Here is a 24,809-nt window from a genome sequence, read left to right on the forward strand (position 1 = left end):
CGATCACGACCCTTCGGATGGCGGTGCGGACGTGTCGGCCGAGCCGCCGCTTCCCCGGCTGAGCCAGCCGCGCAGGCGCTCGAGCAGGCGGTCGACATCGACGGGCTTGGGAACGTAGTCGGACGCACCCGACGCGATGGACTTCTCCCTGTCGCCGCGCATGACCTTGGCGGTCAGCGCGATGATCGGCAGGTCGGCGAACTGCGGCATGCGGCGGATGGCCGAGGTCGTGGCCCAGCCGTCCATCTCCGGCATCATGATGTCCATCAGCACGAGCGCGACGTCCTCGTTCCGTTCGAGCTGTTCGATGCCTTCCCGCCCGTTCTCAGCGTAGACCACGGTGGAGCCGTGGCGTTCGAGCACGCTGGTCAGCGCGAAGACGTTACGGATGTCGTCGTCGACGATGAGGATCTTCGCGCCGTTGAGCGGGTCGTCGCCCTGCCACTTGCTGGGCGTTTCGACGGGCGGCTCGACCAGCTCGGGCATGGGCAGGTCGAGCGGCAGCGGCGGCTCGGGCACGGTGGTGGCGGCGGTGGTCGTCGCGGCGGTGGCGGTGCCGGTCACCTCCTCCGGCGGCGGCGTCATGAGCTGGCGCCGCGAGGCGGAGCTTCCGTCGGTGGCGGCCAGCGGGCCGGTGTAGGAGGCGGGCAGGTAGAGGGTGAACGTGCTGCCCTTGCCCAGCTCGCTGTCCACGTGGATCTCGCCGCCGAGCAGCCGCGCGATGTCGCGGCAGATGGCGAGGCCGAGGCCGGTGCCGCCGTACTTGCGGCTGGTGGTGCCGTCGGCCTGGCGGAACGCCTCGAAGATGACGTCGCGCTTGTCGGGCGCGATGCCGATGCCGGTGTCGATCACCTGGAACGCCAGCAGGTCCTCGGCGTCGTGCAGCGAGTCGTCGTCGTACTGCACGCCGGGCGGCGCGGTGGAGACGCGCAGCTTGACCTCGCCGCGCGGGGTGAACTTGACCGCGTTGGACAGCAGGTTGCGCAGCACCTGCTGGAGCCGCTGCTCGTCGGCGCGCAGTTCCTGCGGCACGTCGGGCTCGATCTCCACGCTGAAGGCCAGGCCCTTGTCCTGGGCCACCGGCGCGAAGGCGGCCTCGAGCAGCTCGACCATCTTCGGCAGCGACACCTGGATGGGGTGGATGTCCATCCGGCCGGCCTCGACCTTCGACAGGTCGAGCATGTCGTTGATGAGCTGCAGCAGCGCCGAGCCCGCGCTGTGGATGGTCCGCGCGAACTCCACCTGCTGCGATGTGAGGTTGCCCTCGGCGTTCTCGGTGAGCAGCTTGGCCAGCACCAGCAGGCTGTTGAGCGGCGTGCGCAGCTCGTGCGACATGTTCGCGAGGAACTCGGACTTGTAGCGCGAGGACACCGCGAGCTGCTCGGCGCGCTCCTCCAGCGTGCGGCGGGCCTGCTCGATCTGGAAGTTCTGGATCTCGATGGCACGGTTCTGCTTGGCGAGCAGCGCCGCCTTGTCCTCCAGCTCGGCGTTGGACCTGCGCAGCTCCTCCTGCTGGCGCTGCAGCTCGTCGGAGCGCTCCTGCAGCTCGCGGGTGAGCCGCTGCGACTCCTTCAGCAGGTCCTCGGTGCGGGAGTTGGCGATGATGGTGTTCATCGTGACACCGATGGTCTCGACGAGCTGCGTCAGGAAGTCGAGATGCACCTCGCCGAACGGCGTGAACGAGGCCAGCTCCAGCACGCCGAGCACGCGGTTCTCGAACAGGATGGGCAGCACCACGATCTGGGCGGGCGTGGAGCGGCTGAGCCCGCTGTCGATGGTGATGAACTCGGGCGGCACGTCGTCGAGCACGATGTGCCGGCCCTCGGCGGCGGCCTGGCCGACGATGCCCTCGCCGATGGCGAAGCGCCGGCGCGGACCCCGGTCGGGGCGTACGCCGTAGCCGCCGATGAGGATCAGCTCGTTGTCGGCGTCGGGGTCGATGCTGTAGAAGGCGCCGTAGCGGGCCGAGACCAGCGGGGTCAGCTCGCTCATCGTGAGCTTGGCGACTTCGAGCAGGTCGCGGTGGCCCTGCATGAGCCGGGAGATGCGGGCCAGGTTGGACTTGAGCCAGTCCTGCTCCTGGTTGGCCTGCGTGGTCTCGCGCAGGCTGGCCACCATGGAGTTGATGTTGTCCTTCAGCTCGGCCAGCTCGCCCTGCGCCTCAATGGAGATGGAGCGGGTGAGGTCGCCGCGGGCGACGGCGCTGGTCACGGTGGCGATGGCGCGGATCTGCGTGGTGAGGCTGCTCGCCAGCTCGTTGACGCTCTCGGTGAGCCGCTTCCACGTGCCCTCGACGCCTTCGACGCGGGCCTGGCCGCCGAGCTGGCCTTCGGTGCCGACCTCGCGGGCGACGCGGGTGACCTCGGAGGCGAACGACGAGAGCTGGTCCACCATCCGGTTGACGGTGGTCTTGAGCGCGAGGATCTCGCCCTGGGCGTCCACGTCGATCTTGCGGGTGAGGTCGCCGTTGGCGACCGCGGTGGTCACCTCGGCGATGTTGCGCACCTGGTATGTCAGGTTGTTGGCCATCGAGTTGACGTTGTCGGTGAGGTCCTTCCAGACGCCCGACACGCCCTTCACCCGCGCCTGGCCGCCGAGCTGGCCTTCGGTGCCGACCTCGCGGGCGACGCGGGTGACCTCGTCGGCGAAGGACGACAGCTGGTCCACCATCGTGTTGAGGGTGTCCTTCAGCTGGAGCATCTCGCCCTGCGCGTCAACGGTGATCTTCTTCGACAGGTTGCCCTGCGCCACCGCGGAGGACACGGCCGCGATCTGCCGCACCTGCGAGGTGAGGTTGTTGGCCATGGAGTTGACGTTGTCGGTGAGGTCCTTCCAGACGCCCGACACGCCTCTTACCTGCGCCTGGCCGCCGAGCTGGCCTTCGGTGCCCACCTCACGGGCGACGCGGGTCACCTCGGAGGCGAACGACGACAGCTGCTCGACCATCGTGTTCATCGTGGACTTCAGCTCGAGGATCTCGCCCTGGGCGTCCACGTCGATCTTGCGGGTGAGGTCGCCGTTGGCGACCGCGGTGGTGACCTGCGCGATGTTGCGCACCTGGTACGTCAGGTTGGCCGCCATGGAGTTGACGTTGTCGGTGAGGTCCTTCCAGACGCCCGACACGCCCTTGACCTCGGCACGGCCGCCCAGCTTGCCCTCGGTGCCGACCTCGCGGGCCACGCGGGTGACCTCGTCGGCGAAGGACGACAGCTGGTCCACCATCGTGTTGAGGGTGTCCTTCAGCTGCAGGATCTCGCCCTGCGCATCGACGGTGATCTTCTTCGACAGGTCGCCCTTGGCCACGGCCGTCGCCACCGTCGCGATGCTGCGCACCTGCGAGGTGAGGTTGTTGGCCATGGAGTTGACGTTGTCGGTGAGGTCCTTCCAGACGCCGGACACGCCGGTCACCCGCGCCTGGCCGCCGAGCTGGCCTTCGGTGCCGACCTCGCGGGCCACGCGGGTGACCTCGTCGGCGAAGCCGGAGAGCTGGTCCACCATCGTGTTGACGGTGTTCTTCAGCTCGAACATCTCGCCCACGGCGTCGACCGTCACCTTGCGGCTCAGGTCGCCCTTCGCCACGGCGGTGGTCACCACGGCGATGTCGCGCACCTGCGCCGCCACGCGCGAGGACATCGTGTTGACCGCCTCTGTCAGGTCGCGCCAGCTCCCTGACATGCCGCGCAGGTTGGCGCTGCCGCCCAGCCGGCCCTCGGTGCCCGCCTCGCGGGCGACCCGCAGGACCTCGGAGTTGAACAGCGCGAGCTGGTCGACCATGCCGTTGATGGCCTTGCCGAGCCTGCGCACCTCGCCGCGCGCCGACCTGTCGAGGTCGATGCGCCGCGACAGATCGCCCTTGGCGACCGCGTCGATGACGTCGGCCGCGCCGCTCACCGGGCTGACCAGGGCGTCGATGAGCTGGTTGACGGACTCGACGCTCTCCGCCCACGCGCCGACGCCGGGCCCGGGCGTCAGACGCTCGCTGAAGCGACCTTCCTTGACCACTTCTTTACGTACGCGCGTCAGCTCTTTGGCCAGGTGCTCGCGACGGTCGGCGATGTCGTTGAGCACCATCCGCACTTCGCTGAGTATGCCGGGAGGAGCATGAGGAACCCGACGCCGGAAGTCGCCGTCACGCCAAGAGTAGAGAGTCTCCAGGATGGGTACGAGATCCGACTCCGTGTACGTCCTCTCCTTTGGACTTGGCGCAACTTTGGCCGTGGTCATGGGGCCTCCTTCACTCGCGGCTGGCTCCAGCGAGTGATTCAAGTCTGTCACGATGAGTAGCTTGTAGTCCTGTCCTTGGATTTACCCCAAGTCAGCGGGAAGTGTGGTAGGCACGTGAGGATGACTGCTTCTCCCCATGCGGTGCTCGCTGCGACGTTCGCGCCGGGCGAGTCCGCTGCGACGGCTGCGATGAGGTTCACGCGCGAGGTGATGACCGCGTGGGCCACCGGCGGCATGCTCCATACCGCCGAGCAGGTCGCCGGAGATCTCACCGCGCAGGCCGCCGATGAGCCGTTCGAGGTGATCTGGAAGCATTTCGGGGACGCAGTCCAGGTCGAGCTGCGGCAGCGAAACCTCTCCCAAGGTGATCTGAAGGCTCCTTCCGTGCACGTCGAGGAGTGGGGAGTCACCTTCTCGGGCGACTCCCGTGTCCACTGGGCCAGACTCACGCTACCCGGCTCCCCGGACACCATGGCCGCCGAATGGACGGAGGAGAGCAACAGAGGCCCCCACTGGCTGGGCTTCCTCGCCGACGCGAGCGACCTGCTCGCGGGCACGCTCGACCCCGACATGGTGCCGGCCATCATCGCCCAGGTCGTGGTGCCGCGCCTGGCGAGCTGGTGCGCCGTCTACACCTCCGACCACAGCGCGCCGCCGCGGCTGGTCTACCTCTGGCACGCCGACGAGGCGCGCATCGACGGCCTGCGCGAACAGCTCGGCGAGATGGATGTCGCCGCCGCGGCCGACACCCAGGTCACCTCCACCATTCACCTCGCCGAGTGGCAGGTGCTCGCGGTGCCGCTGATCGCCCGCGGCCGCACGCTCGGCATGATGTGCCTGGGCCGCTCCGACCGCTTCCCTGACGAGGTCATCCAGTTCGCCGACGACATCGGCAGGCGCGCGGCGCTGGCCATGGACAACGCCAGGCTCTACGCCCAGCAGGCCGCCGCCAACCGGGCGCTGCAGCGCAGCCTCCTGCCGCCCAACGAGCCCGAGGTGCCCGGCCTCGACTACGGCGTCATCTACGAGCCCGCCGGCGAGGCCAACGAGGTCGGCGGCGACTTCTACGACCTGTTCAAGGCCGGCGACGACTCCTGGCGCTTCGCGATCGGCGACGTGTGCGGCACGGGCCCTGAGGCCGCCGCCGTCACCGGCCTGGCCCGCCACACGCTGCGGCTGCTGGCCAGGGAGGGTTACGGCGTGGCCGCCGTGCTCGGCCGGCTCAACCAGGCGATCCTGGAGGAGGGCGAGCGGGCGAGGTTCCTCACCCTGCTGCACGGCGACATCACGCCGATGCCCGAAGGGGGTCTGGAGGTGCGGCTGGTCTCGGCGGGCCACCCCGAGGCGCTGCGGCTCAAGCCGAGCGGCAAGGTCGAGGCGGTCACCACCCCGCAGTCGCTGCTCGGGGTCTTCCATGAGGTGACGTTCGAGGCCGACACCGTCAGGCTCGACCCCGGCGACGTGCTGCTCGCCGTCACCGACGGGGTGACCGAGCGCCGCTCCGGCGGGCGGCTGCTCGACGACGACGGCGGGCTGGCCAAGATGCTGGCCGAGTGCGCGGGCCTGTCGGCCAGGGCGGTGGCCGAGCGCATCCGCAGGGGCGCGGCCGAGTTCGCCTCCGAGCCCAGCGCCGACGACCTGGCGATCGTGGTGCTGCGCGCCCGCTAGGGCTCGTCCGATCATGGCGGGCTCGTGTTGTCGCTGCTCACGTACGTTCTTTCCGGGTGGGTACGGGGTGCCGTGATGCTGACACGCCGGATGACCGAAGGTCAAGCCCTTGGTAAGAAAGCGCGATCAGATGGGCCCGGCGTGCTTGCGCGCGAAGTCGAGCTGGATGGCCGTCTGCGCGATGCGCTCGGAGACCACCAGCGAGCCGCGGATCGCGTCGTAGGTGTAGACCTCGTGCTCGACGCCGTGCTCGGCCAGCCGCGCCACGTACTTCTCGATCTGCCGCAGCGGGCAGCGGGTGTCGTTCTCGCCGGCCAGGATCAGCAGCGGGGCCTTGATCCGGTCGACGTACGTGATCGGGGAGCTGGCCGCATACCGCTCGGGCTGCTCGTCGGGTGAGCCGCCGAACAGCGCCCGGTGGTAGGCGCGCAGGCTCTCGGCCTCGTCCTCGTACGACGTCTGGTGGCAGGCGATCGGTACCGCGGCGATGCCGCAGGCCCACAGGTCGGGCTGGGTGCCGAGGCCGAGCAGCGTGAGGTAGCCGCCCCACGAGGTGCCGGCGAGCACCGTCCGCGAGCCGTCCACGATGCCGTGCTCGACCACCTGCTCGCGCACGGCCGCGACGTCTGCCAGCTCGATGTGGCCGACGTCGCCGTGCAGCGCGTCGCGCCAGGCCGAGCCGTAGCCGGTGGAGCCGCGGTAGTTGACCCGCACGACCGCGAACCCGGCGTCCACCCAGGCCGCGACCTCCGGCGAGAACTCGTCGCGGTCGTGGCTGGACGGCCCGCCGTGCAGCAGGAACACCGCAGGGTAGGGGGCGGTGCCGACCTCCGGCCGCGACACCAGCGCGTGGATGCGCCCGCCCGCGCCCTCGACGTCGATGTCCTCGACCGGCACACTCGGCGGCGCGGGCGGCCCGAGCGAGTTGAGCACGACCTGGCCGCTGGTCGAGCGGATGACCGGCGGGCGCGACGCGCTCGACCACAGGTATTCGACGTGGCCGCCGGGCCTGGGCGCGGCCTCCTCGATCACGCCGTGCGGGGTCTCGATGGGGGTCAGGCCGCCGCCCCTGAGGTCGTAGCGGTGCAGGTACGTGCGGGCGCGGTGGTCGCGCAGGATGAGCAGGCCGCGGCCGTCGTCGTACCACTCGGCGGCGAGGTCGCCGGAGTCGCGCAGCCAGATCTCGCGCTGCTCGCCGGTCACCGGGTCCCACACCAAGGGCTCGCTGCGCTGCCTGCGCTCGTGCAGGGCGAGCAGGCGGCGGTCGCCGGCGACGGGCGCGAAGCTCAGGCCGGTCACGCCCTTGCGCGGGCCGTCGTACAGCTCGCCGACCGTGCGGCCGTTGTGGCGGACCACGCGCAGCGCCGGGTGGCGGAAGTCGCCGTACTCGCCGTGGTTGATGGCGATGAGCGAGCCGTCGAGCGACATGGCGGCCACCCAGGCGGCCTCGGTGTGCTCGTACAGGGTCTCGGTGGGCTCGCCGGGGCGTACGAGGTGCACGCGGAACTTGTCGCCGCCGGCCAGGCTGATGGCGGCGGAGCCGGTGATGGACAGGCCGATGCCGCTGGGCTGTCCCGGCTCCAGGTCGGTCGCGATGGGCTCGCTCGCACCGCCGGTGAACGGCTGGCGCCACCATCCGCCGAGCTCGTCGCCGTCGGTGTCGGCGAACCAGTAGATCCACTGGCCGGTGGGGTCGATGGCCGCGTACCTGGTGCCCTTGGGCTGGTCGGTGACCTGACGGACGGAGCCGGTGACGCGGTCCCAGGCGTAGACCTCCCACTTGCCGGTGGCGTTGGAGCGGTAGATGGAGCGGTTGGGGGCCTGTCGCGCCCAGGACGGCAGCGTCATGCGCGACGCACGGAACCTGGCCTGCCAGCGTTCCTCCGCCTTCATCCGGTGCGCCCCCTCCCATAGATGTCCCGCGCTCCGGGGCGTGGGATGTCGTCCAGTATTGCGCCTGCGCCGGGGAAATTCTCCGAGAATGTGGGGGAATTTCGGACTAAATGCCCCATCAGTAACACCGGTCGCACCTGCCCGTCAAGAAACGGCGCTTGAACGGGGTGCCGGTTCGAAGATGGACAGATGGAATGCCGCACGGGTAACTACACCGTGTTTTCCTGCGGCGACATTTCTTGCCACAAATGCGGCAATTCGCTCATCGAGCGTGGCCGGGTCGTTATGCCATGCATTCGGTCCCATACCGACGACCTGGGTGATGTCTCCATGCCCCAGCTCCATCTCGAAATCGATCGAGCGCCGGTCGATCTCCACGAAACCGTCGAGGCTGCGTGCCACCCTGCGCTCCTTCTCCTCGTCCACCGAGAGCAGCCCCAGCTCCTCGACCAGCGGACTCAGGTGATGCGGCGCCGGAGTGACGACCACGGCAGCGCCGCCGGGACGCAGGATGCGCCGGAATTCGGGCCCGTTTCTGGGCGCGAACACGTCGATCACCACATCGGCCACCCCGCTCCTGATCGGAAGCGGGCGCCACACGTCGGCCACGAACGCCCCTGCCCTGGGATGCACCCGCGCCGCCCGGCGTACAGCGTGCTTCGACACATCGAACGCCATCCCGATGCCATCGTTCATCGCATTGAGCACGGCCGCCAGATAATGTCCGGTGCCCGTGCCCGCGTCGACGACCACCGGCGAGATCCTGCCCTTCACGCCACGGTCATCGACGGTGTCCGGTTTCCGCCCGGAATCACCAAATCCCGGGCCGTCGCCGGCCTCCACTCCCGCCCCACGGTACGCCCTCAACTCCGCGCCGTCATTCGTTTCGGTAGAGGACTCATGTTCTGCCGCATCGATCCTGGTCAGGACGGCCTCGGCGAGCGCATTCGCGAGCGGCGCGTAGTGACCCTTGTCGAGAAACGCGGCCCTCGCCGCCACCATGGCGGCGGTGTCGGCGGTGCCCGGCGGTCGCGAGCCGACCAGCAGGCTGACGTATCCCTGCCGCGCCACGTCGAAGGAGTGCCCGGCGGCGCAGCGCAGGGCGCCGGCGTCGAGCCGCAGCCCGGCCTGGCGATCGACCCCGCAGACGGGACAGATGAGATGTTCGACGATGTCGGCCAGCATGCGGCCATTCTGGTGCACGCACAGGTGGGGTGCCGGATCAGGCCGCCGCGGCGGCGTCCATGAGAAAGGCGGCGTTGGACGGCGTCGAGCGCAGCCGCTCCACCAGTACCTCCATCTTGCGCGCCGGCTCCATCGCCGACAGCGAGCGGCGCAGCCGCCAGACGATCCGCCGCTCCTGCTCGTGCAGCAGGATCTCCTCGCGGCGGGTGCCGGAGGCGTCGAGATCGACGGCGGGAAACAGCCGCCGCTCCGCCAGCTCGCGGGTCAGGTGCACCTCCATGTTGCCGGTGCCCTTGAACTCCTCGTACAGGTTGTTGTCCATCCGCGAGCCCGTGTCCACCAGCGCGGTGGCGAGGATGGTGAGCGAGCCGCCGCCCTCGACGTTGCGCGCGGCCCCGAAGAAGCGCTTCGGCGGATACAGCGCGCGGGCGTCGATGCCGCCCGTCAGCACGCGCCCGCCGCCGGGCGCCACGTTGTTGTACGCCCGCCCCAGCCGCGTCAGCGAGTCCAGCAGCACCACCACGTCGCGGCCGGACTCGACGAGCCGCTTGGCCCGCTCGATGACCAGCTCGGCGAGCGCCGTGTGGTCGCGGTCGGGGTGGTCGAAGGTGGATGCGTACACCTCGCCGCCGATGCGGGCCCGCATGTCGGTGACCTCCTCGGGCCGCTCGCCGACGAGCAGCACCATGAGGTGGACTTCGGGGTGGTTACGGCTGATGCCGGCGGCCAGCGCCTGCATGACCATGGTCTTGCCGGCCTTGGGCGGGGCCACGATGAGGCCGCGCTGCCCCTTGCCGATGGGAGCGAACAGGTCGATGACGCGGGTGCTGAGCGACTCGGTCTCGATGCGCAGCCGCTCTGTGGGGTGTACGGGGGTGAGCGCGGCGAAGGCGGGCCGCTCGCGCCAGTCGGACAGGCCGTTGACCGCGTCGACGGCGATGAGCTTGTTGCCGGTGAAGCGCGCGGTGACGTGGTCGCCGGGGCGCAGGTCGTACTGACGGATCTTCTCCGGCGGGACGCGGACGTCGCCGGGTCCCGGCAGGTGGCCCGCCCGGATGAAGGCGGACTTGTCGCGTACGTCCAGCAGGCCGCGCTTCATCGAGCGGGCCTGGGCGGACGTGCGCTGCGCGGGAATGGTGTGCGCGGACGTTTCGAGCATGGTGAGCCCCTTGAGGGAGATACGCCTGATCGTGCCAAGGCGATCGGCTGGTGATGAAGAGAACGAAAAGAGCAGGGCCGCGCGCCGTACGGAAGACAAGCAGTCCGGAAGAGAAGGGCGGAGCCCGAGGTGAGAGCCAAGCGGAGCTGAAGCTCAACGCTTAGTCGGAAGATACCACACGATCTGGCTCATACAACGCCTAGCCCTGATGGGCTATTCCCGGGCTGTTCTCGTGTCTTCGCACGCGCGCGAGTGTCTTGAGGGTGACAATGTTCTTGCGACACCGGCTCGCGAAGAAAATGACCGCAGCAGGTGTTCTCAACGACACAGAACCCACATCGGGCCCGGATCGGGGCCCCATCAGCGTGCCGCCATCGTGTTCAAGCGGCATGCAGGGACCCTGCAACCCGATGAGGGTTTGTATGACATAGGAAGAAAGACTCCTCAGGAGAGCACCCATGAAGACCGTCAACCGCTGCCCGCGGTGCCACCACGAGCTCGACGAGGGCCCGATCATCTACCGTTGCGCGCACTGCCGGCGCGCCGTCTACGCCGCCGACATCGAGAACGAGTACGTTCCGCGGGAGCCCGTCGCCGCCTAGGCTGGTCGGGTGCCACACCCTCCGATCAGCACCACCTCCGGCGTCGAGGTGACACCCCTCTGCGACGCCGTGGGACCCATGGGGCCGTCCATCGCCCGCCCGCCGGCCGAGTTGTTCCCCGGCTCCGGGCTGCCAGACGAGCCCTGGGTCCTCCACTTCCACTGCTATCTGATCCGCGACGCCGCGGGCCGGCTGACCCTGGTCGACACCGGCATCGGCGCCGCGGACTCCCCGGCGTCGAGCTGGGCCCCGGTTCCCGGCACGCTGCCCCGTGAGCTGGCCGCCGCCGGCGTCACGCCCGCCGAGATCGACACGGTCATCCTCACTCACCTGCACAGCGACCACGCCTCAGGCGCGGTCGCCGACGGCAGGCCGGTGTTCGAGAACGCGCGCCACGTGCTCCAGCGGGCCGAGCTCGACGCCGCGGGCGGCCGGATGCTCGACGAGATCGTCACCCCGCTCAAGGGACAGCTCCACGTCGTCGACGGCGACGCCGAGGTCGCGCCCGGCATCCACGTGCACGCCACGCCGGGACACACCCCCGGGCACCAGATCGCCCGCGCGGGAGAGCTGGCCATGACCGGCGACCTGGTCCTCCACCCCGTGCAGCTCGCCGACCCGGCCATCCGCTACCTCTACGACCAGGACCAGGAGACCGCCGCGCGCACCCGCGCCGAGATGCTCGCCGAGCTGAGGGCCGAGCGCGCGATCCTCGCCACCGCGCACTTCAGCGAGCCGTTCCACCGGCTCTGACACCGGCTCTGTCACCGGCCTGCTCGCAGGCCGGCTCCCACGTCTCGGTCGGGCGCTGGTCGAAGGGCTCCCACGTCGCGGCCGGGCGCTGGCTGAAGGGCTCCCACGTCGACGCCGGGCCCTCTGGTCGAAGGGTCCGGCGATCAGTTGTGCCCGGCCAGGGCGGGCTGGTCGGCGAGCAGCGACGACGGCAGCGCGACCCTGGCGGTCAGCCCGCCGTACGGCGAGGACACCAGCATGACCTTGATGCCGTGCCTGGCCGCCAGCCTGGAGACCACGAACAGGCCGAGCCGGTCGCTCTGCGCCAGGTCGAACTCGGGCGTGTTGGCCAGCCGGTCGTTCAGCTCGTCCAGCTCGGTCCTGGGCAGCCCGAGCCCGCGGTCCTCCACCTCGACCACCATGCCGTGCGGGCTGAGCGCGCTGCGCACGTCCACCCGGGTCTGCGGCGGTGAGAAGAGGGTGGCGTTCTCGATCAGCTCCGCCATCAGGTGGGCGACGTCGGTCACGGCCGAGCCGACCAGGAAGACGGGTGGCGGCGAGAGCACCTCCACCCGCTCGTACTCCTCCACCTCGGCGACGGCGGCGCGCAGCACGTCGAGCACCGGCACCGGCTTGCGCCAGGCCCGGCCGGGCGCCTGATCGGACAGGATGATGAGGCTTTCCGCGTGGCGGCGCATGCGGGTGGTGAGGTGGTCGAGCTTGAACAGGTCGGCCAGCGTCTCCGGCGCCTCGGTCTCCCGCTCCATGCTGTCGAGCTGCATGAGCTGGCGGTGCAGCAGCGACTGGTTGCGCCTGGCCAGGTTCACGAAGACCTGGCTGACGCCGTGCCGCAGCCGCGCCTGGTCCACCGCCGCCTCCACGGCCGTGGCCTGCACGTCGTTGAACGCCTTGACGATGTCGCGGATCTCCGTGGTGGTCGCCTCGACCTCAAGCGGCGTGATCTCGGCGGACGTGGGCGGCTCGGTGTTCGTCCGCAGCCGCTTGACCAGCCCGGCCAGCCGTACCTCGGCCAGCTCGGTGGCGGCGTCGCGCAGCGCGGCCAGCTCGCGTACCAGCCGCTTGCGGAAGCGCAGTGAGAACAGGATCGAGGCGACGACCGCGATGAGGCCGGCGCCGGCCGCCACGCCGATCTTGACGAGCATGCCGACCGCGGTCGGCCGCACCCGCTCGGCCAGCGCCCGCGTGCTCTCGGCCTGGTTGCGCTGCACCGCGGCCCACAGGTTCTCGCCGTCGATGGGCCAGGTGGCCGCCGCCGCGGGCAGGCCGTCGTTCGGCGACTGGTCCTTGACCGCGTCCTCGGTCGTCATCCACTCCTTGTAGACCGGCGAGCCCGACAGCCGCTCGTACGGCCCGCGCAGCCCGCCGTCCAGGTACGACATCGCCTGCGCGAACAGCAGCCGCCTGGTGGCCACCATGCCGGTGAACGCCTCGCGCTCGCGCCCGTCGAGGCGGCCCCTGGCCAGCACGGCCGCGATCACCGCGCGCTCCCTGGAGAGCACCTCGGTGGCCTCGCCCATCATGATCATCGCTCGTGCCTGCTGGTAGAGCGACTGCTCCGGCACCATGATCATGGCGTCGTACAGGCGGAACGAGGCGTCGGCGATCTGGTTGTAGTCGTCGATGACGTCGATGGGCTCGACGACGTTGACGTCCACCTGGCGGCGGATCTCGGAAAGCTGGTCGAGCTTGACGTTCAGCGCCTGGAGCTGGGTGGTCATCTCCGGCGGCAGGTCGCGCACGCCGCCCGCCGACGCGCGGAAGCGCTTGATCGCCTCGTCGGTCTTGCCGCGCTCCTTCTTCACCTCGGCGGCGTCGCGGTGGCCCATCATGTACTCGACAGAGGCCAGCCGTTCGTCCTGCAGCGCGACGTTGACCTGCGTGGACGGTCCTGTCAGGTGCTCCGCCATCTCGTTGGCCTCCAGCAGGCGCAGGCCGTCGCCGCCGGTCAGGCCGGCCGCGAACGCCCACAGACCCACCAGGGACAGCAGCGGAACGAGCAGGAGGACGAGCAGCTTGACGGTGATGGGGCGGCCACGCGTGGGGGGCATGCGACCTCCGGGTGCATGATGAGACCGCCTCGCAGATTACACCCCCCTTTGAGAGGATTTCCGTGCGTCTTCCGCGTTCTTTCTCCGGCTGGACCATAGGCGTCTTCGGCGTCCTCGCCTTCGCGCTGGGTCTGCTGGGCCTGATCTCGCCGGGCACGCTGCTCGCCATGCTCGGCTTCGAGGTGCCGGACGTGCGGCCCGCCGGCGACTACACGCTGGTCTACCTCGCCGCCTCATCGATGGCGGCGGTCAACATGGGCGCCTACTACGTCTTCGCCGCCGCGCACGACTACGCGCCGTTCTTCCGGTGGACGGTGCCGTTCCGGCTGGTCACGTTCACGGTCTTCACCACGCTGGTGGTGACGGGGGCAGCGCCGGGCGAGTTCTTCGGCGTCGGGCTGTGGGAAGGGCTCGGGGCCGTGATCACCGGGGTCGCGCTGTGGCGCGAGGGCAGGCTGCTGCCCCCGCGCCACGAAGCCACCGCCTGACTACCGGCGGTCCTCGGCGCGGCCGGCCACCAGGTGGTCGCCGTCGCCCGCGCGCTCGCGTTCGAGCCGCCGTTCCAGCTCGCGCTTCTCGTCCTCCAGCCGGGCGACCCGGTCGGAGGCCTCGGCCCGCGCGCTGCGCAGCCGGCGCCGCTGCCTGGCCGTCCTGCGCGAACCCGAGCCCATCAGCCAGAGGCCCACCAGCAGGAGCGCCGCCGCGGCGGCCCCCGTGAGGAACATCTCGACGTAGCCGAGCTCGAAGGTCTGGCCGAACAGGACGTACCTGGAGCTCTGCTCGACGAGCACCAGGGCGAAGGCGGCACCGGCGAGCAGGATCATGAGCAGTCCCAGCACGATCATCCAACTCACCCCTTGTCGGAAAGAGAGGCTTCCCACTGCCCGGAGATCGGCGGGATATGCGCGAGGATGGCGCTATGAGACCAGCGCCTGGGGAGGTTCTGCACTTCTCGGAAGACCCGACGATCACGCATTTCGCGCCGCACGTGGCGCCGACCAGCCGGCACAGCGAGGCGTACGTGTGGGCGGTCGGCCCCGACCGCTGCCCCGACTTCTGGTTTCCGCGCGCCTGCCCGCGGGCGATGGCCTGGGTGGGACCGCGCACCACCGAGCACGACGCGGCCCGCGTCCTCGGCGCCGGCTGCGGCCCGCGCGTGCACGCCATCGAGTACGGCTGGCTCAAGCCGATCATGAACGTCCGCCTGTACGCCTACCGGCTGCCCGCCGGCACCTTCAAGCCCATCGGCGACCCGCCGACGGCCATGGTCTCCACGGTGCCGGTGACGCCGCTCGGCCCGCCTGAGCCGGTGGGCGACCTGCTGGCGCTGCACGAGGAGGCGGGCATCCAGCTCAGGGTGCTGGACAACCTCTGGCCGTTCTGGGACGAGGTGATCACCAGCACCCTGGAGTTCAGCGGGATCAGGCTGCGGAACGCGCGTCGATGAGCGCGCGCACCTGATCAGGGGTCATCGAGCCGGGGGCGAGCCGCTCGCGGGCGACCCTGTTGGCCTCGCGCCGCAGCGTCTCGTTGACCGGCGTCGGCACGCCGTGCTGCCGGCCGATGAGCACGATCTCGCCGTTGAGGTAGTCGGACTCGATCGAGCCGCTGCCCCTGGCCAGGCTCTGCCAGGACGATCCGCCGGCGCGCTCGACGCCCTCGATGGGCCTGGCGTCCACCTTGTGGCCGCGGACCTCGGCCTCCTCCTCGGGCGTGTTGTAGGCGATGCCGGCCCGGTCGAGCACGGTGCGCGCCTCGGCCCTGGCCAGCTCGGCGAGGTCGGACATGCCGGGCACGTGGCCGACCAGCGCCTCCACGGCGTTGGCCAGGTTGCCGAGCAGCTTGCCGTACTTCCAGCGCATCACGTCGGGCGAGGTGCGCCCGACCAGGCCGTGCTTGCCGAGGTCGGTGGCGATCTGCTCGGCGAGGTCGTCCACACCCTGGGGATAGCGTCCGACGTGCAGCATCCCCGAGTACGGGTACCCGTGCGCCGCCACGGTGCCCGGTGCGGGGATCTGGGCCGGCAGCCACACGCACATGCCGTAGACGCGCTCGAAGCGCCGCAGCGCGATGCGCTCGTTGGCGACGCCGTTCTGGGCGCACACCACGGGCAGGTCGGGCGACCACGGGGCCAGCGCGGCGATCGTGTCCTGCGTCTTGGTGGCCACGACGAGCACGTCGTCGTCGCGGGTGGGGATCGGGCCGTCGGCGGCGGGGATGGGCAGGGTCTCGGTGGAGTCGGGGGTGATCAGGCGCAGGCCGTCACGCTTGAGAGCCTCGTAGTGTGCCCCGCGCGCGATCAGGACGACCTCGTGCCCGCCTTGGAACAGGCGGCCCCCGATCGTGCCCCCGACCGCTCCTGCTCCGATCACTATGTAGCGCATTGTTCGAGGATGTCACTCCTCATTTCGCCAGCGCCACCTGGGTCCTGCCCGTCACGGCGGCCCCGCGCGACCGCTCGCGCCAGATGGTCCGCAGCACCCGCCAGCCGTCGCGTACGGCGTGCAGGTTGCTGGCGCCGTGGATGCGGGAGCGCTCGCGGCTCGGGACCTCGCGGATGACCAGGCCGGCCTGGGCGGCGCGGACGTTCATCAGCGTCTCGATCTCGAAGCCGTCGCAGTCGAGGTCGAGCACCTCCAGGTGGCGCCGCCAGAAGGCGTTGTAGCCGTAGCAGAGGTCGGTGTAGCGGGTGCCGTAGAGCAGGTTGGTGACCGCGGTGAGGAACCTGTTGCCGAGCGAGCGGATCGGGCTGAGGTCGTCCGAGCCGCCACCAGGGGCGTACCTGGAGCCCTTGGCGAAGTCGGCGCCGTTGATGAGGGTGGCGACGAAGGAGCGGATCTCCCTGCCGTCGGTCGAGCCGTCGGCGTCGATCATGACGATGATGTCGCCGCGGGCGGCCTGGAAGCCCTCGATGAGCGCGTTGCCCTTGCCGCGCCCGCTCTGGGTGACGACCCGGAGGTCAGGGCGCAGCCTGCGCGCGACGGCGACGGTGTCGTCGGTCGAGTTGCCGTCGACGAGGATGACCTCGTCGATCCAGTCGGGCAGCGTGGCGAAGACGTGAGGAAGGTTCTCGGCCTCGTTCATCGCGGGGACGATGACACTGACGCTCGCGGCGAAAGGCGGCTTGTTCATGCCACAAAGCTTTCCCCGTGCACATGCAAGCCGCTTGATGATTTCTTGCAGCGGCGGTGGTTATTCCGGCGCGCCCGCTATTTGCGCCTCTCCGGCCCTGGAAATGATCTCGTCGATGGTCTCGTCCGGCGTTTGGCGCGAGGTGTCGAGCCACAGGCCGATGCGCGGCGTCTCCTCCCTGAGTACGGCGTCTAGCTGGGAGATCGTCCATCCGCCGCCGTAGCCGGTCTTGGCGCGGGCGGTCTCGCGGCGCTCAACGGTGGCGGGGTCGGGAGCCAGTACGATCACATAAAGCGGCCGTGATCGTATTATTTCTGTAAATAGCTGTAAATCGCGGCCAAGAACGACATCTTGAACGATTGCCGTAAATCCGGCATCGCAATAGGTATCGGCCGTTGCGGCCGCCAGGCGATAACGCATATGAAGCTGGCGCACCGCCTCGGCATCCGCCTCCGGCGTCATCTCGGCGCGCCCGCCGACCACCATCCGGCGGAACACGTCGCCCCGTACGTGCGCCGATCGCGGCAGCCGCTCGGCCAGGCGCTGCGCCACCGTGGACTTGCCGGCCGCCGAGATGCCGGTGATGAGGATGACTCCCCTCATGCACCCACCAGCTTGCGCACCCGGTCGGCGCCCACCGCCATGAGCAGCGTGGGCAGCCTGGGGCCGGTGTCGCGGCCGACCAGCAGCTTGTACAGCAGCGCGAAGAAGGCCCGCTGCGCCGCCTTCAGCTCGGGCGTGGCCTTCGCGTCCGGCGGCAGGCCCGCCTGGATCTTGGGCACGCCGTACACGAGGTCGGTCAGGCCGTCGAGCGTCCAATTGTCGAGGCCGTCGGCCAGCAGCCGCAGCGCCTCGCGCTCCTCGTCGCCGAGCGAGCCGAGCAGCTCGTGGTCGGGCGACTCGCGCACCCGCGTGCGCTGGTCGGCGGGCAGGTGCTCGGCCACCCAGCGCTGCGCCCTGTCGAGCCGGGGGCGCGCCGCGTCGAGCGACTCAACGCCGTCGAGGTCGCGCAGGATGCGCAGGGTCTGCTCGGCGTGGCCGGTGGTGATGTCGAGCACCGAGGCGAGCGTGCGGTAGGCCACCGGATGCGGCGTCATCGGCAGCGGGCCCGCGGCGGTGGACACGGCCCTGGTATAGGCCGCCAGCTCGGCGGGCTGCGCCCGGCCGCTGTCGACCTTGCGGCCGAGCGCGTCCCACTCGTCGTACAGCCGCTGGATCTCGTGGTCGAAAGCGATCTTGAACGACTGGGCGGGCTTGCGGCGGGCGTACAGCCAGCGCAGCACCGGCGCCTCCATGATGCGCAGCGCGTCGGACGGCGTCGGCACGTCGCCCTTGGAGCTGCTCATCTTGGCCATGCCGGTGATGCCGACGAACGCGTACATCGGCCCGATGGGCTGCTCGCCGCCGAACACCTCGCGGACGATCTGCCCGCCCACGACCCACGCCGACCCCGGCGAGTGGTGATCGACGCCCGACGGCTCGAAGATCACCCCCTCGTAGGCCCAGCGCATCGGCCAGTCGACCTTCCAGACCAGCTTGCCCTTGTCGTGCTCGGCCAGGCGCACGGTCTCGCCGAAGCCGCACTCGCAGGTGTAGGCGAGCTCGGTGGTCTCGTCGTCGTACGCGGTGACCGTGGTCAGGTCGCGCCCGCACAGCTCGCAGTACGGCTTGTACGGGAAATACTCGCCCTCCCGCGCCGGCTCGCCCTGCTGCTTGGTGCGGTAGCGGGAGAGCACGGCGTCGATCTTCGCCCGCTCGCGCACCGCCAGCAGGATCTGCTCGCGGTAGGCCCCCGACGTGTACTGCTCGGTCTGGTTGATGGCGTGGACCTCGACGCCCAGCTCGGCCAGCGCCTCCAGAAACGGTGCCTTGAAGTGCTCGGCCCAGGTGGCGTAGGGGCTGCCCGGCGGAGCCGGCACCGCGCTCAGCGGCTTGCCGATGTGCTCGGCCCACGACGGGTCGATGCCCGCGGGCACCCTGCGGAAGCGGTCGTAGTCGTCCCACGACAGCAGGTGGACGCACTCGTGGCCGCGCCGCCTGATCTCGTCGGCGACCAGGTGGGGCGTCATGATCTCGCGCAGGTTGCCCAGGTGGATCGGGCCCGACGGGCTCAGCCCTGAGGCGCAGACGATCGGCCGGCCGGGCGCGCGCCGCTCCGCCTCGGAGATCACCTCGTCTGCGAACCTGGAGACCCAGTCGGTCTCCCTACTGTCAGCCATCGCAGCATTGTCGCGGCTCCGCGAGCCGTAAGCCAACGCAATACGGCTCATGAGGAGTCATCGGGCTCGATGCGGGGGTCGGCGAAGACCTCGGCCAGCTCGTGGCTGACCCGCCGCGCGGCCTCGTCGGTGACCCTCAGGACGTGGCGTCCGGGGGCGACGGGCACGAGCCCGAAGCCGGCGTCGGCGTCGTCGTCGGACAGGCCGAGCAGGCGCAGCGCGTCGCCCAGGGTGGCGTCCGGCGGCAGGCGTACCTGGATCATCGCCATCTCAGGCAGCGCGGGTGCGGTTCTGCCTGGCGAGCGCGGCGAGCACGGCGGGCGGATCGATGACGCCGAAGCCGTAGTCGTAGTCGAAGCCGACCGTGCTGCGGTCGTCGGCGGTGCGGTGGAGCAGCGTACGGAGCTGGGCGGGCGACAGATCGGCGGCCGAGCGGCGCGTCCTGACGGCGGCCACCACGCCGGCCGCGACCGGGCAGGACGCCGAGGTGCCGGTGTCGGCAGGACCGACCGCGCCGGAGCCGGCGAAGTGCGTGTAGGCGCACAGGTCGGGCTTGCGCTCCGACAGCCTGCCGGGCCCCTGCGAGGAGTAGCCGACCCGCTCGCCCCGCGTGTCGACGCCGCCGACGGACAGCACGGCGGGGTGCGAGTTGGCGCCCACGATCGTCCTGTCGGGGTAGCCGCAGCGCCCGTCGGGGCACTCGCGGCCGCAGTTTCCCGCCGAGAACAGGATGTCGGCGCCCGTGCCCTCCAGGCTGCCCACGATCACGTTGAACGGGTGCGCCGGGTTGTCGGAGTAGTTGCCCGGGTGACCGGGCGGGAAGTCCATGTCGGGCGAGAACAGCCCCCAGCTGTTGCTCACCACCAGCGCTCTGGACTCGGCCGGCATGGCCCGCAGCACGCGGTCGAGGTGGGCGTAGGCGGCCAGCGCGTCCGACAGCAGGCCGTCGGCGAGCGAACCGCCCTCGCGCCTGCTGAGCAGCACGGGGATGTCGAGCAGGGTCGCCTTGGGCGCGGCGAGCAGCACGTCGAACGCGCACATCGTGCCGTGGTCCACCGGGTGGCGGCCGGGCCGCGCGGGCACGCCCGGCGGGCTCCAGCTCCGCTGGGCGTCGAGCGTCACCTCGTGGCCGATGCGGGCGGCGACGTGATCGGCATTGACGCCGCCGTCGACGATCGCGACCGTGACGCCCTCGCCGTCGTGGCCCGCCGACCACAGCTCCTCGGCGTGCAGCAGCCGCCTGACCTCCTGCCAGTCGCCCACGGGGCCGTCGCCGCCGCAGACGGGATGGGGCTGGATGTGGGGGTCGGCGAAGACGCCCGCGACCTCGCGTACGGAGGAGGTCAGCAGCGCCGACCTGGTGGCCAGGTCGCCGTCGGCGATCTCGCCTCTGACGAGCACCGAGGCGTCTTCCGGCGCCATTGAGAACTGCATGCGCTGATAAGGCGAGAGCGAGACCGGGCGGGGCACCGCGACGGGCTCGAACGCCTCGTCGATGGCGACTCCCGGCAGGTCGCCCGCGACGTCGCCCGCCGCGCTGGCGGCGCCGGTGTCCATCACCGACGCGACGACGTCGGGGGCCGGCCGGAGCTGGATCATGACACGCATGGGCATCCCCTTGAGCTTTCGGTTACCGCATGATTACCCATCGTAATCATCGAGGATGCCTGTGTGACCGGACCCGGCATCGGGCCCGATCACACGCGATCTTCTTTACAGGGTGGCGGCGTACGGGTCCCAGTCCTCCGGCAGCGGCGCCGGAGCCTCGGGAGCGGAGTCGATGTCGCGGAACTCGGACCGCTCGCCCGACTCCGTGATCGCCGACATCAGTTCGAGCACGTGGTAGGTCAGCTCGCCGGACGCGCGGTGCGGCACGCCTGCGCGGATCGACCTCGCCATGTCGAGCACGCCGATGCCCCGCCCCGCCGTCGTGCCGGTGACCGGCAGCTCACGCCAGTCGGCGTCGGCCGGCCCGCGCACCAGCAGCGGCCCCTCGAACGTGTTGGGATCGGGCAGCGAGAGCGCGCCCTCGGTGCCGATCACCTCGATCATCCGCTTGCTGATCGGCGAGTCGAAGCTGAACGTGGCCGACGCCGTCGCCGTGCCGGGGAAGTCCAGCAGGGCGTTGACGTGGGTGGGCACGTCCACCGGGAAGAGCTTGCCCGCCTTCGGCCCCGAGCCGACCACCCGCTGGTCGCGGGCCTTGCGCGTGCCGGCCGCCACCCGGACGGCGGGACCGAGCAGCGCGACCAGCGCCGTCAGGTAGTAGGGACCGAGGTCGAACAGCGGGCCGCCGCCCGGCTGGTAGAAGAACTCCGGGTTGGGGTGCCACGACTCCGGCCCGAGGCTCTGCGTGGCCGCGGTGACGGCCACCGGCTTGCCGATCGTGCCGGAGGCGAGCGCCCGCAGCGCCGACTGCAGGCCCGCGCCGAGGAACGTGTCGGGCGCGCCGCCCACCCGCAGCCCGCGGTTCGCCGCCTCGGACATGACCTTGGAGGCCTCGCCGGTGGTCATCGCCATCGGCTTCTCGCCGTACACGTGCTTGCCGGCGCGCAGGCTCTCCAGCGCGACGGCCGCGTGCGCGGACGGGACGGTGAGGTTGACGACGATCTCCACCTCGGGCACGGCGAGGGCGTCGGCGAGCGTGCCGGACACCTCCACGCCGTGCTCGCGGGCCACGGACGCGGCCCTGCCGGTGTCGATGTCGGCGACGGCGAGCACGCGCACGTCGGGGAAGGAGGTGAGGTTGCTGAGGTACTGGCCGCTGATCACACCGGCGCCGACGATCGCGACGCCGACCGGGCCGTTGCTCAAGAGCCCTCCAAGGAGGTGAGATACGTGTGGCTGTCCGCCAGGGCGGCGAAGACGTCCGTCGCGCACTCGTCGAGCTCGACCACGCGCCGGGCGCCGGGGGCGGCGGCCAGGATCGCCGGCACCGGCATGGCGCCCGCGCCGACCGCCGTGTGCGGCTCGCCCTTGACCACCGGGCCGTCCTTGACGTGCAGCGCCTCCACCCGGCCCGCCAGGCGGCCGAGCAGGGCGGGCACGTCGGCGCCGCCCACGGCCGCCCAGTAGGTGTCGATCTCCAGGAACACCTCGGGCGCCAGCAGGTCGGCGAGCACCTCGATGGCGTGCCTGCCGTCCACCTGCGGCTCGATCTCCCACCAGTGGTTGTGGTAGCCGAGCCGCACGCCGTGCCGGGCCGCCTGCTCGGCCAGGCCGTTGAGCAGGTCGGCGGCCCGGCCGAGGCCGTCGCGGGAGGTGAACTCCTCCTGCGCGATCCCGGCCGGGACGATCACCTTGTCGGTGCCGATGGCGGCGGCCGCGTCGAACACCTCGGCGGGTTCGCGCTGCAGCAGCGCGATCGCGTGCGTGCCCGACACGCTCAGCCCCAGATCGTCGGCGACCGCGCGGAAGCCCTTCGGGTCGTTCAGCGGGTCGAAGGGCTCGACGGCGCGGTAGCCGGCCTCGGCGACGCGGCGCAGCGTGGCGTCGCGGTCTTCGGCCAGCGCCTCGCGGACGGTGTAGAGCTGGACGCTGAGCGGCCTGCTCATCCGCGCACCCCGAGCAGGTGCTCGAGGGCGAGCTGGTTGAGCCGGGTGAAGTGGAAGCCGCGGGCGGCCGCCTCGTCCACGTCGAAGTCGTCCTTGGCGAGGTCCTGCCAGGTCTCGCCCTCGGCGAGCGTGGGCTTGCCCAGCTCGTCCACGCGCGAGGCCTTGAGCGCCTCCTGCACCTCGGGGTCGGCGCGGAAGGCGCGCGACTTCTCCTTGAGGATCAGGTACGTGCGCATGTTCGCCGCGGCGGAGTCCCACACGTCCTGCTTGTCCTCGGTGCGCAGCGGCTTGTAGTCGAAGTGGCGCGGGCCGTCGTAGCCGCCGTTCTCCAGCAGGTCCACCAGGAAGAACGCGCTCTTCAGGTCACCGTGGCCGAAGATGAGGTCCTGGTCGTACTTCGGGCCGTGCTGGCCGTTGAGGTCGATGTGGAAGAGCTTGCCGTGCCACAGCGCCTGGGCGATGCCGTGGACGAAGTTGAGCCCGGCCATCTGCTCGTGGCCGACCTCCGGGTTGAGGCCCACCATCTCGGGGTGCTCCAGCTCGTTGATCAGCGCCAGGGCGTGGCCGATCGTGGGCAGGAGGATGTCGCCGCGCGGCTCGTTCGGCTTCGGCTCGATGGCGAAGCGGATGTCGTAACCCTTGTCGATGACGTACTGGCACAGGAGGTCCAGGCCCTCCTTGTAGCGGTCCAGCGCGGCCTTGACGTCCTTGGCGGCGTCGGACTCGGCGCCCTCGCGGCCGCCCCAGCACACGTACGTCTTCGCGCCGAGCGAGGCGGCGAGGTCGAGGTTCCGCATGACCTTGCGCAGCGCGTAGCGGCGGACGTCGCGGTCGTTGCTGGTGAACGCACCGTCCTTGAACACCGGGTGGGTGAACAGGTTGGTGGTGGCCATCGGCACCTTCATGCCGGTCTCGTCGAGCGCCTTCTTGAAGGCGGCGATGGCCTTCTCGCGGTCGGGCTCGACGGCGAGCAGGTCGTCGTCGTGGAACGTGACGCCGTACGCGCCGAGCTCGGAGAGGCGGTGGACGGTCTCCACCGGGTCGAGCGGCGGGCGGGAGGCGTCGCCGAACGGGTCGCGGGCCTGCCAGCCCACGGTCCACAGGCCGAAGGTGAAACGGTCCTCGGGAGTCGGCGTGAAGGAAGCGGTCATTTCGGGCCCCTGTAACTTTTAGTCCATAATCTGTACTTATCCTGAGGAGGTGGGCACCGTGTCGTCAAGAGGGGTCAGGCACGATTCCATGCGTGCCCGTAACCTGGCCGTAGTGCTGGCGACCATCCACCGATCAGGACCTCACACCCGCGCGGCGCTGGCCGAGCGGACCGGGCTCACCAAGACCACCGTATCCAGCCTGGTCGCCGACCTCCTGGAGGCGGGCGCGGTGACCGAGACCGGCGCCGTGCGCGCGGGCGAGCGCGGGCGGCCCGGCGTGGCGGTCAGCCTCAGCGGGCACCGGGTGGCCGCGCTCGGGCTGGAGATCAACATCGACTACCTCGCCGCCTGCGTCGTCGATCTCACCCGTACGGTCCGGGTGCGGCACATCATCCCCGCCGACAACCGCAACTCCGACCCCGCCGTCATCCTGGAACGCCTGCGCGGCCTGGCCAAGGAGATCACCGCCGAGGCCGCCGCCGAGGGACTGCGCGTCATCGGGGCGGCGCTGGCCGTGCCCGGCCTGGTCGAGGGCGGCATGCTGCGCAGCGCCCCGCACCTCGGCTGGCGCGACGTACGCGTGGCCGATCTAGTGGACGTGCCCCTGGAGATCGACAACGAGGCCAACCTGGCGGCGCTCGGCGAGCTGTGGTTCGGCCCGCGCGAGAGCGACTTCCTCTACGTCTCCGGCGAGATCGGCATCGGCGCGGGCCTCGTCGTGCAGGGCGGCGTGTTCAGGGGCACGTACGGGCTGGCCGGCGAGCTCGGCCACGTCGTGGTCGTGCCCGACGGGCCCGGCTGCCGCTGCGGCGGGCGCGGCTGCCTGGAGGTGTACGCGGGCCAGGACGCGCTCCTCGGCGACCTCGGCTCGGTGACCGAGCTGGTGCGCGTGCTGGAGTCGGGCGACGAAGCGGCACTTGAGGCGTGCCGGCGGGCGGGTCACGCGCTCGGCGTCGCGCTCACCTCGGCCGTGCACCTGCTCGACCCCGGCACGATCGTGCTCGGCGGCATCTTCGCGCCGCTGTTCCCCTGGCTGTCGGAGCCGGTCTCCGCCGGCCTGGAGACCAGGCTCGGGCAGATGCGCGGCGCGCCGCCCGCGCTCGCCGTCTCGTCCACCGGCTCCGACGCCGCCGTGCTGGGGGCGGCCGGGCTGGTCATCCAGCAGATCATCGCCGAGCCCGCCAAGCTGCTCGGCCTCTGACCGGCCTATGAACGCCCGGC

Annotated in this window: 21 protein-coding genes; 6 read left to right on the plus strand and 15 right to left on the minus strand. The window is 70.7% G+C overall.

The genetic code is table 11. From position 1 onward, the window contains the following. Positions 1–3: 3 nt before the first annotated feature. On the minus strand, positions 4–4,224 hold the full coding sequence (locus tag AB0K67_RS20070; protein ID WP_364061929.1) for a HAMP domain-containing protein: 4,221 nt from the start codon (positions 4,222–4,224) through the stop codon (positions 4–6). A gap of 189 nt (positions 4,225–4,413) precedes the next feature. Here AB0K67_RS20070 and AB0K67_RS20075 point away from each other — a divergent pair, with 189 nt between their 5' ends. Further along, the gene (locus AB0K67_RS20075; protein ID WP_364061932.1) at positions 4,414–5,892 is read left to right on the plus strand and encodes a SpoIIE family protein phosphatase; all 1,479 of its coding nucleotides are present in this window, start codon (positions 4,414–4,416) and stop codon (positions 5,890–5,892) included. Between the two features lie 126 nt (positions 5,893–6,018). Here AB0K67_RS20075 and AB0K67_RS20080 read toward each other — a convergent pair whose 3' ends face one another. From AB0K67_RS20080 to rho, 3 genes are all read right to left on the minus strand, one after another. Next, complete coding sequence (locus tag AB0K67_RS20080; protein WP_364061935.1) at positions 6,019–7,785, minus strand: prolyl oligopeptidase family serine peptidase; 1,767 nt, start codon at positions 7,783–7,785, stop codon at positions 6,019–6,021. Between the two features lie 144 nt (positions 7,786–7,929). Beyond that, positions 7,930–8,970, minus strand: coding sequence for a putative RNA methyltransferase (locus AB0K67_RS20085; protein ID WP_364061938.1), 1,041 nt, complete (start codon positions 8,968–8,970; stop codon positions 7,930–7,932). Positions 8,971–9,007: 37 nt separating this feature from the next. Then, positions 9,008–10,129, minus strand: coding sequence for a transcription termination factor Rho (gene rho / locus AB0K67_RS20090; RefSeq protein WP_364061941.1), 1,122 nt, complete (start codon positions 10,127–10,129; stop codon positions 9,008–9,010). Between the two features lie 458 nt (positions 10,130–10,587). On the opposite strand from rho, the gene AB0K67_RS20095 reads away from it, so the two are divergent. Both AB0K67_RS20095 and AB0K67_RS20100 read left to right on the plus strand, forming a co-directional pair. Then, positions 10,588–10,731 (plus strand): hypothetical protein, encoded by a 144-nt coding sequence (locus AB0K67_RS20095; RefSeq protein ID WP_364061944.1) that lies wholly within the window; start codon positions 10,588–10,590, stop codon positions 10,729–10,731. A gap of 9 nt (positions 10,732–10,740) precedes the next feature. Next, positions 10,741–11,484, plus strand: coding sequence for an MBL fold metallo-hydrolase (locus AB0K67_RS20100; protein ID WP_364061947.1), 744 nt, complete (start codon positions 10,741–10,743; stop codon positions 11,482–11,484). 143 nt (positions 11,485–11,627) lie between these two features. Here AB0K67_RS20100 and AB0K67_RS20105 read toward each other — a convergent pair whose 3' ends face one another. Then, positions 11,628–13,532, minus strand: a complete 1,905-nt coding sequence (locus AB0K67_RS20105; protein WP_364061950.1) for a nitrate- and nitrite sensing domain-containing protein — start codon at positions 13,530–13,532, stop codon at positions 11,628–11,630. A 62-nt stretch (positions 13,533–13,594) separates the two neighbouring features. Between AB0K67_RS20105 and AB0K67_RS20110 the strand changes: the two genes are divergently transcribed. After that, positions 13,595–14,020 carry a hypothetical protein gene (locus AB0K67_RS20110; RefSeq protein WP_364061953.1) on the plus strand — a complete coding sequence of 142 codons (426 nt, stop codon included), beginning with the start codon at positions 13,595–13,597 and terminating at the stop codon, positions 14,018–14,020. Here the strand turns inward: AB0K67_RS20110 and AB0K67_RS20115 are convergent, their stop codons facing one another. Continuing rightward, the gene (locus AB0K67_RS20115) at positions 14,021–14,377 is read right to left on the minus strand and encodes a hypothetical protein (protein ID WP_364061956.1); all 357 of its coding nucleotides are present in this window, start codon (positions 14,375–14,377) and stop codon (positions 14,021–14,023) included. 74 nt (positions 14,378–14,451) lie between these two features. Here AB0K67_RS20115 and AB0K67_RS20120 point away from each other — a divergent pair, with 74 nt between their 5' ends. After that, entirely contained in the window at positions 14,452–14,979 is a 528-nt protein-coding gene (locus AB0K67_RS20120; RefSeq protein WP_364061959.1) for a DUF6886 family protein, read from the plus strand. On the opposite strand, the gene AB0K67_RS20125 is transcribed toward AB0K67_RS20120, so the two are convergent. The 9 genes from AB0K67_RS20125 to xylA all read right to left on the minus strand — a co-directional run bounded on the left by AB0K67_RS20125 (position 14,954) and on the right by xylA (position 23,588). Beyond that, the gene (locus AB0K67_RS20125) at positions 14,954–15,916 is read right to left on the minus strand and encodes a 2-dehydropantoate 2-reductase N-terminal domain-containing protein (RefSeq protein WP_364061961.1); all 963 of its coding nucleotides are present in this window, start codon (positions 15,914–15,916) and stop codon (positions 14,954–14,956) included. The two genes, AB0K67_RS20120 and AB0K67_RS20125, sit on opposite strands and share 26 nt — an antisense overlap. A 19-nt stretch (positions 15,917–15,935) precedes the next feature. Then, positions 15,936–16,664, minus strand: a complete 729-nt coding sequence (locus AB0K67_RS20130) for a glycosyltransferase family 2 protein (protein ID WP_364061964.1) — start codon at positions 16,662–16,664, stop codon at positions 15,936–15,938. A 60-nt stretch (positions 16,665–16,724) separates the two neighbouring features. Continuing rightward, on the minus strand, positions 16,725–17,267 hold the full coding sequence (locus AB0K67_RS20135; protein WP_364061967.1) for an AAA family ATPase: 543 nt from the start codon (positions 17,265–17,267) through the stop codon (positions 16,725–16,727). Next, on the minus strand, positions 17,264–18,883 hold the full coding sequence (lysS, locus tag AB0K67_RS20140) for a lysine--tRNA ligase (RefSeq protein WP_364061970.1): 1,620 nt from the start codon (positions 18,881–18,883) through the stop codon (positions 17,264–17,266). Before lysS ends, AB0K67_RS20135 begins: the two co-directional genes overlap by 4 nt. Before the next feature lie 47 nt (positions 18,884–18,930). Next, positions 18,931–19,152 (minus strand): hypothetical protein, encoded by a 222-nt coding sequence (locus AB0K67_RS20145; protein ID WP_364061973.1) that lies wholly within the window; start codon positions 19,150–19,152, stop codon positions 18,931–18,933. A gap of 1 nt (position 19,153) precedes the next feature. Further along, positions 19,154–20,491, minus strand: coding sequence for a S8 family serine peptidase (locus tag AB0K67_RS20150; RefSeq protein WP_364061976.1), 1,338 nt, complete (start codon positions 20,489–20,491; stop codon positions 19,154–19,156). A 105-nt stretch (positions 20,492–20,596) separates the two neighbouring features. After that, positions 20,597–21,697 (minus strand): Gfo/Idh/MocA family oxidoreductase, encoded by a 1,101-nt coding sequence (locus AB0K67_RS20155; RefSeq protein WP_364061979.1) that lies wholly within the window; start codon positions 21,695–21,697, stop codon positions 20,597–20,599. Then, complete coding sequence (locus AB0K67_RS20160) at positions 21,694–22,437, minus strand: sugar phosphate isomerase/epimerase (RefSeq protein ID WP_364061982.1); 744 nt, start codon at positions 22,435–22,437, stop codon at positions 21,694–21,696. Before AB0K67_RS20160 ends, AB0K67_RS20155 begins: the two co-directional genes overlap by 4 nt. After that, complete coding sequence (gene xylA, locus AB0K67_RS20165; RefSeq protein ID WP_364061985.1) at positions 22,434–23,588, minus strand: xylose isomerase; 1,155 nt, start codon at positions 23,586–23,588, stop codon at positions 22,434–22,436. The genes AB0K67_RS20160 and xylA overlap by 4 nt, the downstream gene beginning before the upstream one ends. Positions 23,589–23,676: 88 nt before the next feature. Between xylA and AB0K67_RS20170 the strand changes: the two genes are divergently transcribed. Next, the gene (locus AB0K67_RS20170) at positions 23,677–24,789 is read left to right on the plus strand and encodes an ROK family transcriptional regulator (protein WP_364061988.1); all 1,113 of its coding nucleotides are present in this window, start codon (positions 23,677–23,679) and stop codon (positions 24,787–24,789) included. Positions 24,790–24,809: the final 20 nt, after the last annotated feature.

This window comes from Nonomuraea sp. NPDC052634 (assembly GCF_040678535.1).
Lineage (GTDB): Bacteria > Actinomycetota > Actinomycetes > Streptosporangiales > Streptosporangiaceae > Nonomuraea > Nonomuraea fastidiosa.

Excerpts from the sequence above, each read along its gene's own strand:
- AB0K67_RS20070 (WP_364061929.1), bottom strand. The coding sequence starts at position 4,224 with ATGACCACGGCCAAAGTTGCGCCAAGTCCAAAGGAGAGGACGTACACG.
- AB0K67_RS20075 (WP_364061932.1), top strand. The coding sequence starts at position 4,414 with ATGAGGTTCACGCGCGAGGTGATGACCGCGTGGGCCACCGGCGGCATG.
- AB0K67_RS20080 (WP_364061935.1), bottom strand. The coding sequence starts at position 7,785 with ATGAAGGCGGAGGAACGCTGGCAGGCCAGGTTCCGTGCGTCGCGCATG.
- AB0K67_RS20085 (WP_364061938.1), bottom strand. The coding sequence starts at position 8,970 with ATGCTGGCCGACATCGTCGAACATCTCATCTGTCCCGTCTGCGGGGTC.
- rho (WP_364061941.1), bottom strand. The coding sequence starts at position 10,129 with ATGCTCGAAACGTCCGCGCACACCATTCCCGCGCAGCGCACGTCCGCC.
- AB0K67_RS20095 (WP_364061944.1), top strand. The coding sequence starts at position 10,588 with ATGAAGACCGTCAACCGCTGCCCGCGGTGCCACCACGAGCTCGACGAG.
- AB0K67_RS20105 (WP_364061950.1), bottom strand. The coding sequence starts at position 13,532 with ATGCCCCCCACGCGTGGCCGCCCCATCACCGTCAAGCTGCTCGTCCTC.
- AB0K67_RS20115 (WP_364061956.1), bottom strand. The coding sequence starts at position 14,377 with ATGATCGTGCTGGGACTGCTCATGATCCTGCTCGCCGGTGCCGCCTTC.
- AB0K67_RS20120 (WP_364061959.1), top strand. The coding sequence starts at position 14,452 with ATGAGACCAGCGCCTGGGGAGGTTCTGCACTTCTCGGAAGACCCGACG.
- AB0K67_RS20125 (WP_364061961.1), bottom strand. The coding sequence starts at position 15,916 with ATGCGCTACATAGTGATCGGAGCAGGAGCGGTCGGGGGCACGATCGGG.
- AB0K67_RS20130 (WP_364061964.1), bottom strand. The coding sequence starts at position 16,664 with ATGAACAAGCCGCCTTTCGCCGCGAGCGTCAGTGTCATCGTCCCCGCG.
- AB0K67_RS20135 (WP_364061967.1), bottom strand. The coding sequence starts at position 17,267 with ATGAGGGGAGTCATCCTCATCACCGGCATCTCGGCGGCCGGCAAGTCC.
- lysS (WP_364061970.1), bottom strand. The coding sequence starts at position 18,883 with ATGGCTGACAGTAGGGAGACCGACTGGGTCTCCAGGTTCGCAGACGAG.
- AB0K67_RS20145 (WP_364061973.1), bottom strand. The coding sequence starts at position 19,152 with ATGGCGATGATCCAGGTACGCCTGCCGCCGGACGCCACCCTGGGCGAC.
- AB0K67_RS20150 (WP_364061976.1), bottom strand. The coding sequence starts at position 20,491 with ATGCGTGTCATGATCCAGCTCCGGCCGGCCCCCGACGTCGTCGCGTCG.
- AB0K67_RS20160 (WP_364061982.1), bottom strand. The coding sequence starts at position 22,437 with ATGAGCAGGCCGCTCAGCGTCCAGCTCTACACCGTCCGCGAGGCGCTG.
- xylA (WP_364061985.1), bottom strand. The coding sequence starts at position 23,588 with ATGACCGCTTCCTTCACGCCGACTCCCGAGGACCGTTTCACCTTCGGC.
- AB0K67_RS20170 (WP_364061988.1), top strand. The coding sequence starts at position 23,677 with ATGCGTGCCCGTAACCTGGCCGTAGTGCTGGCGACCATCCACCGATCA.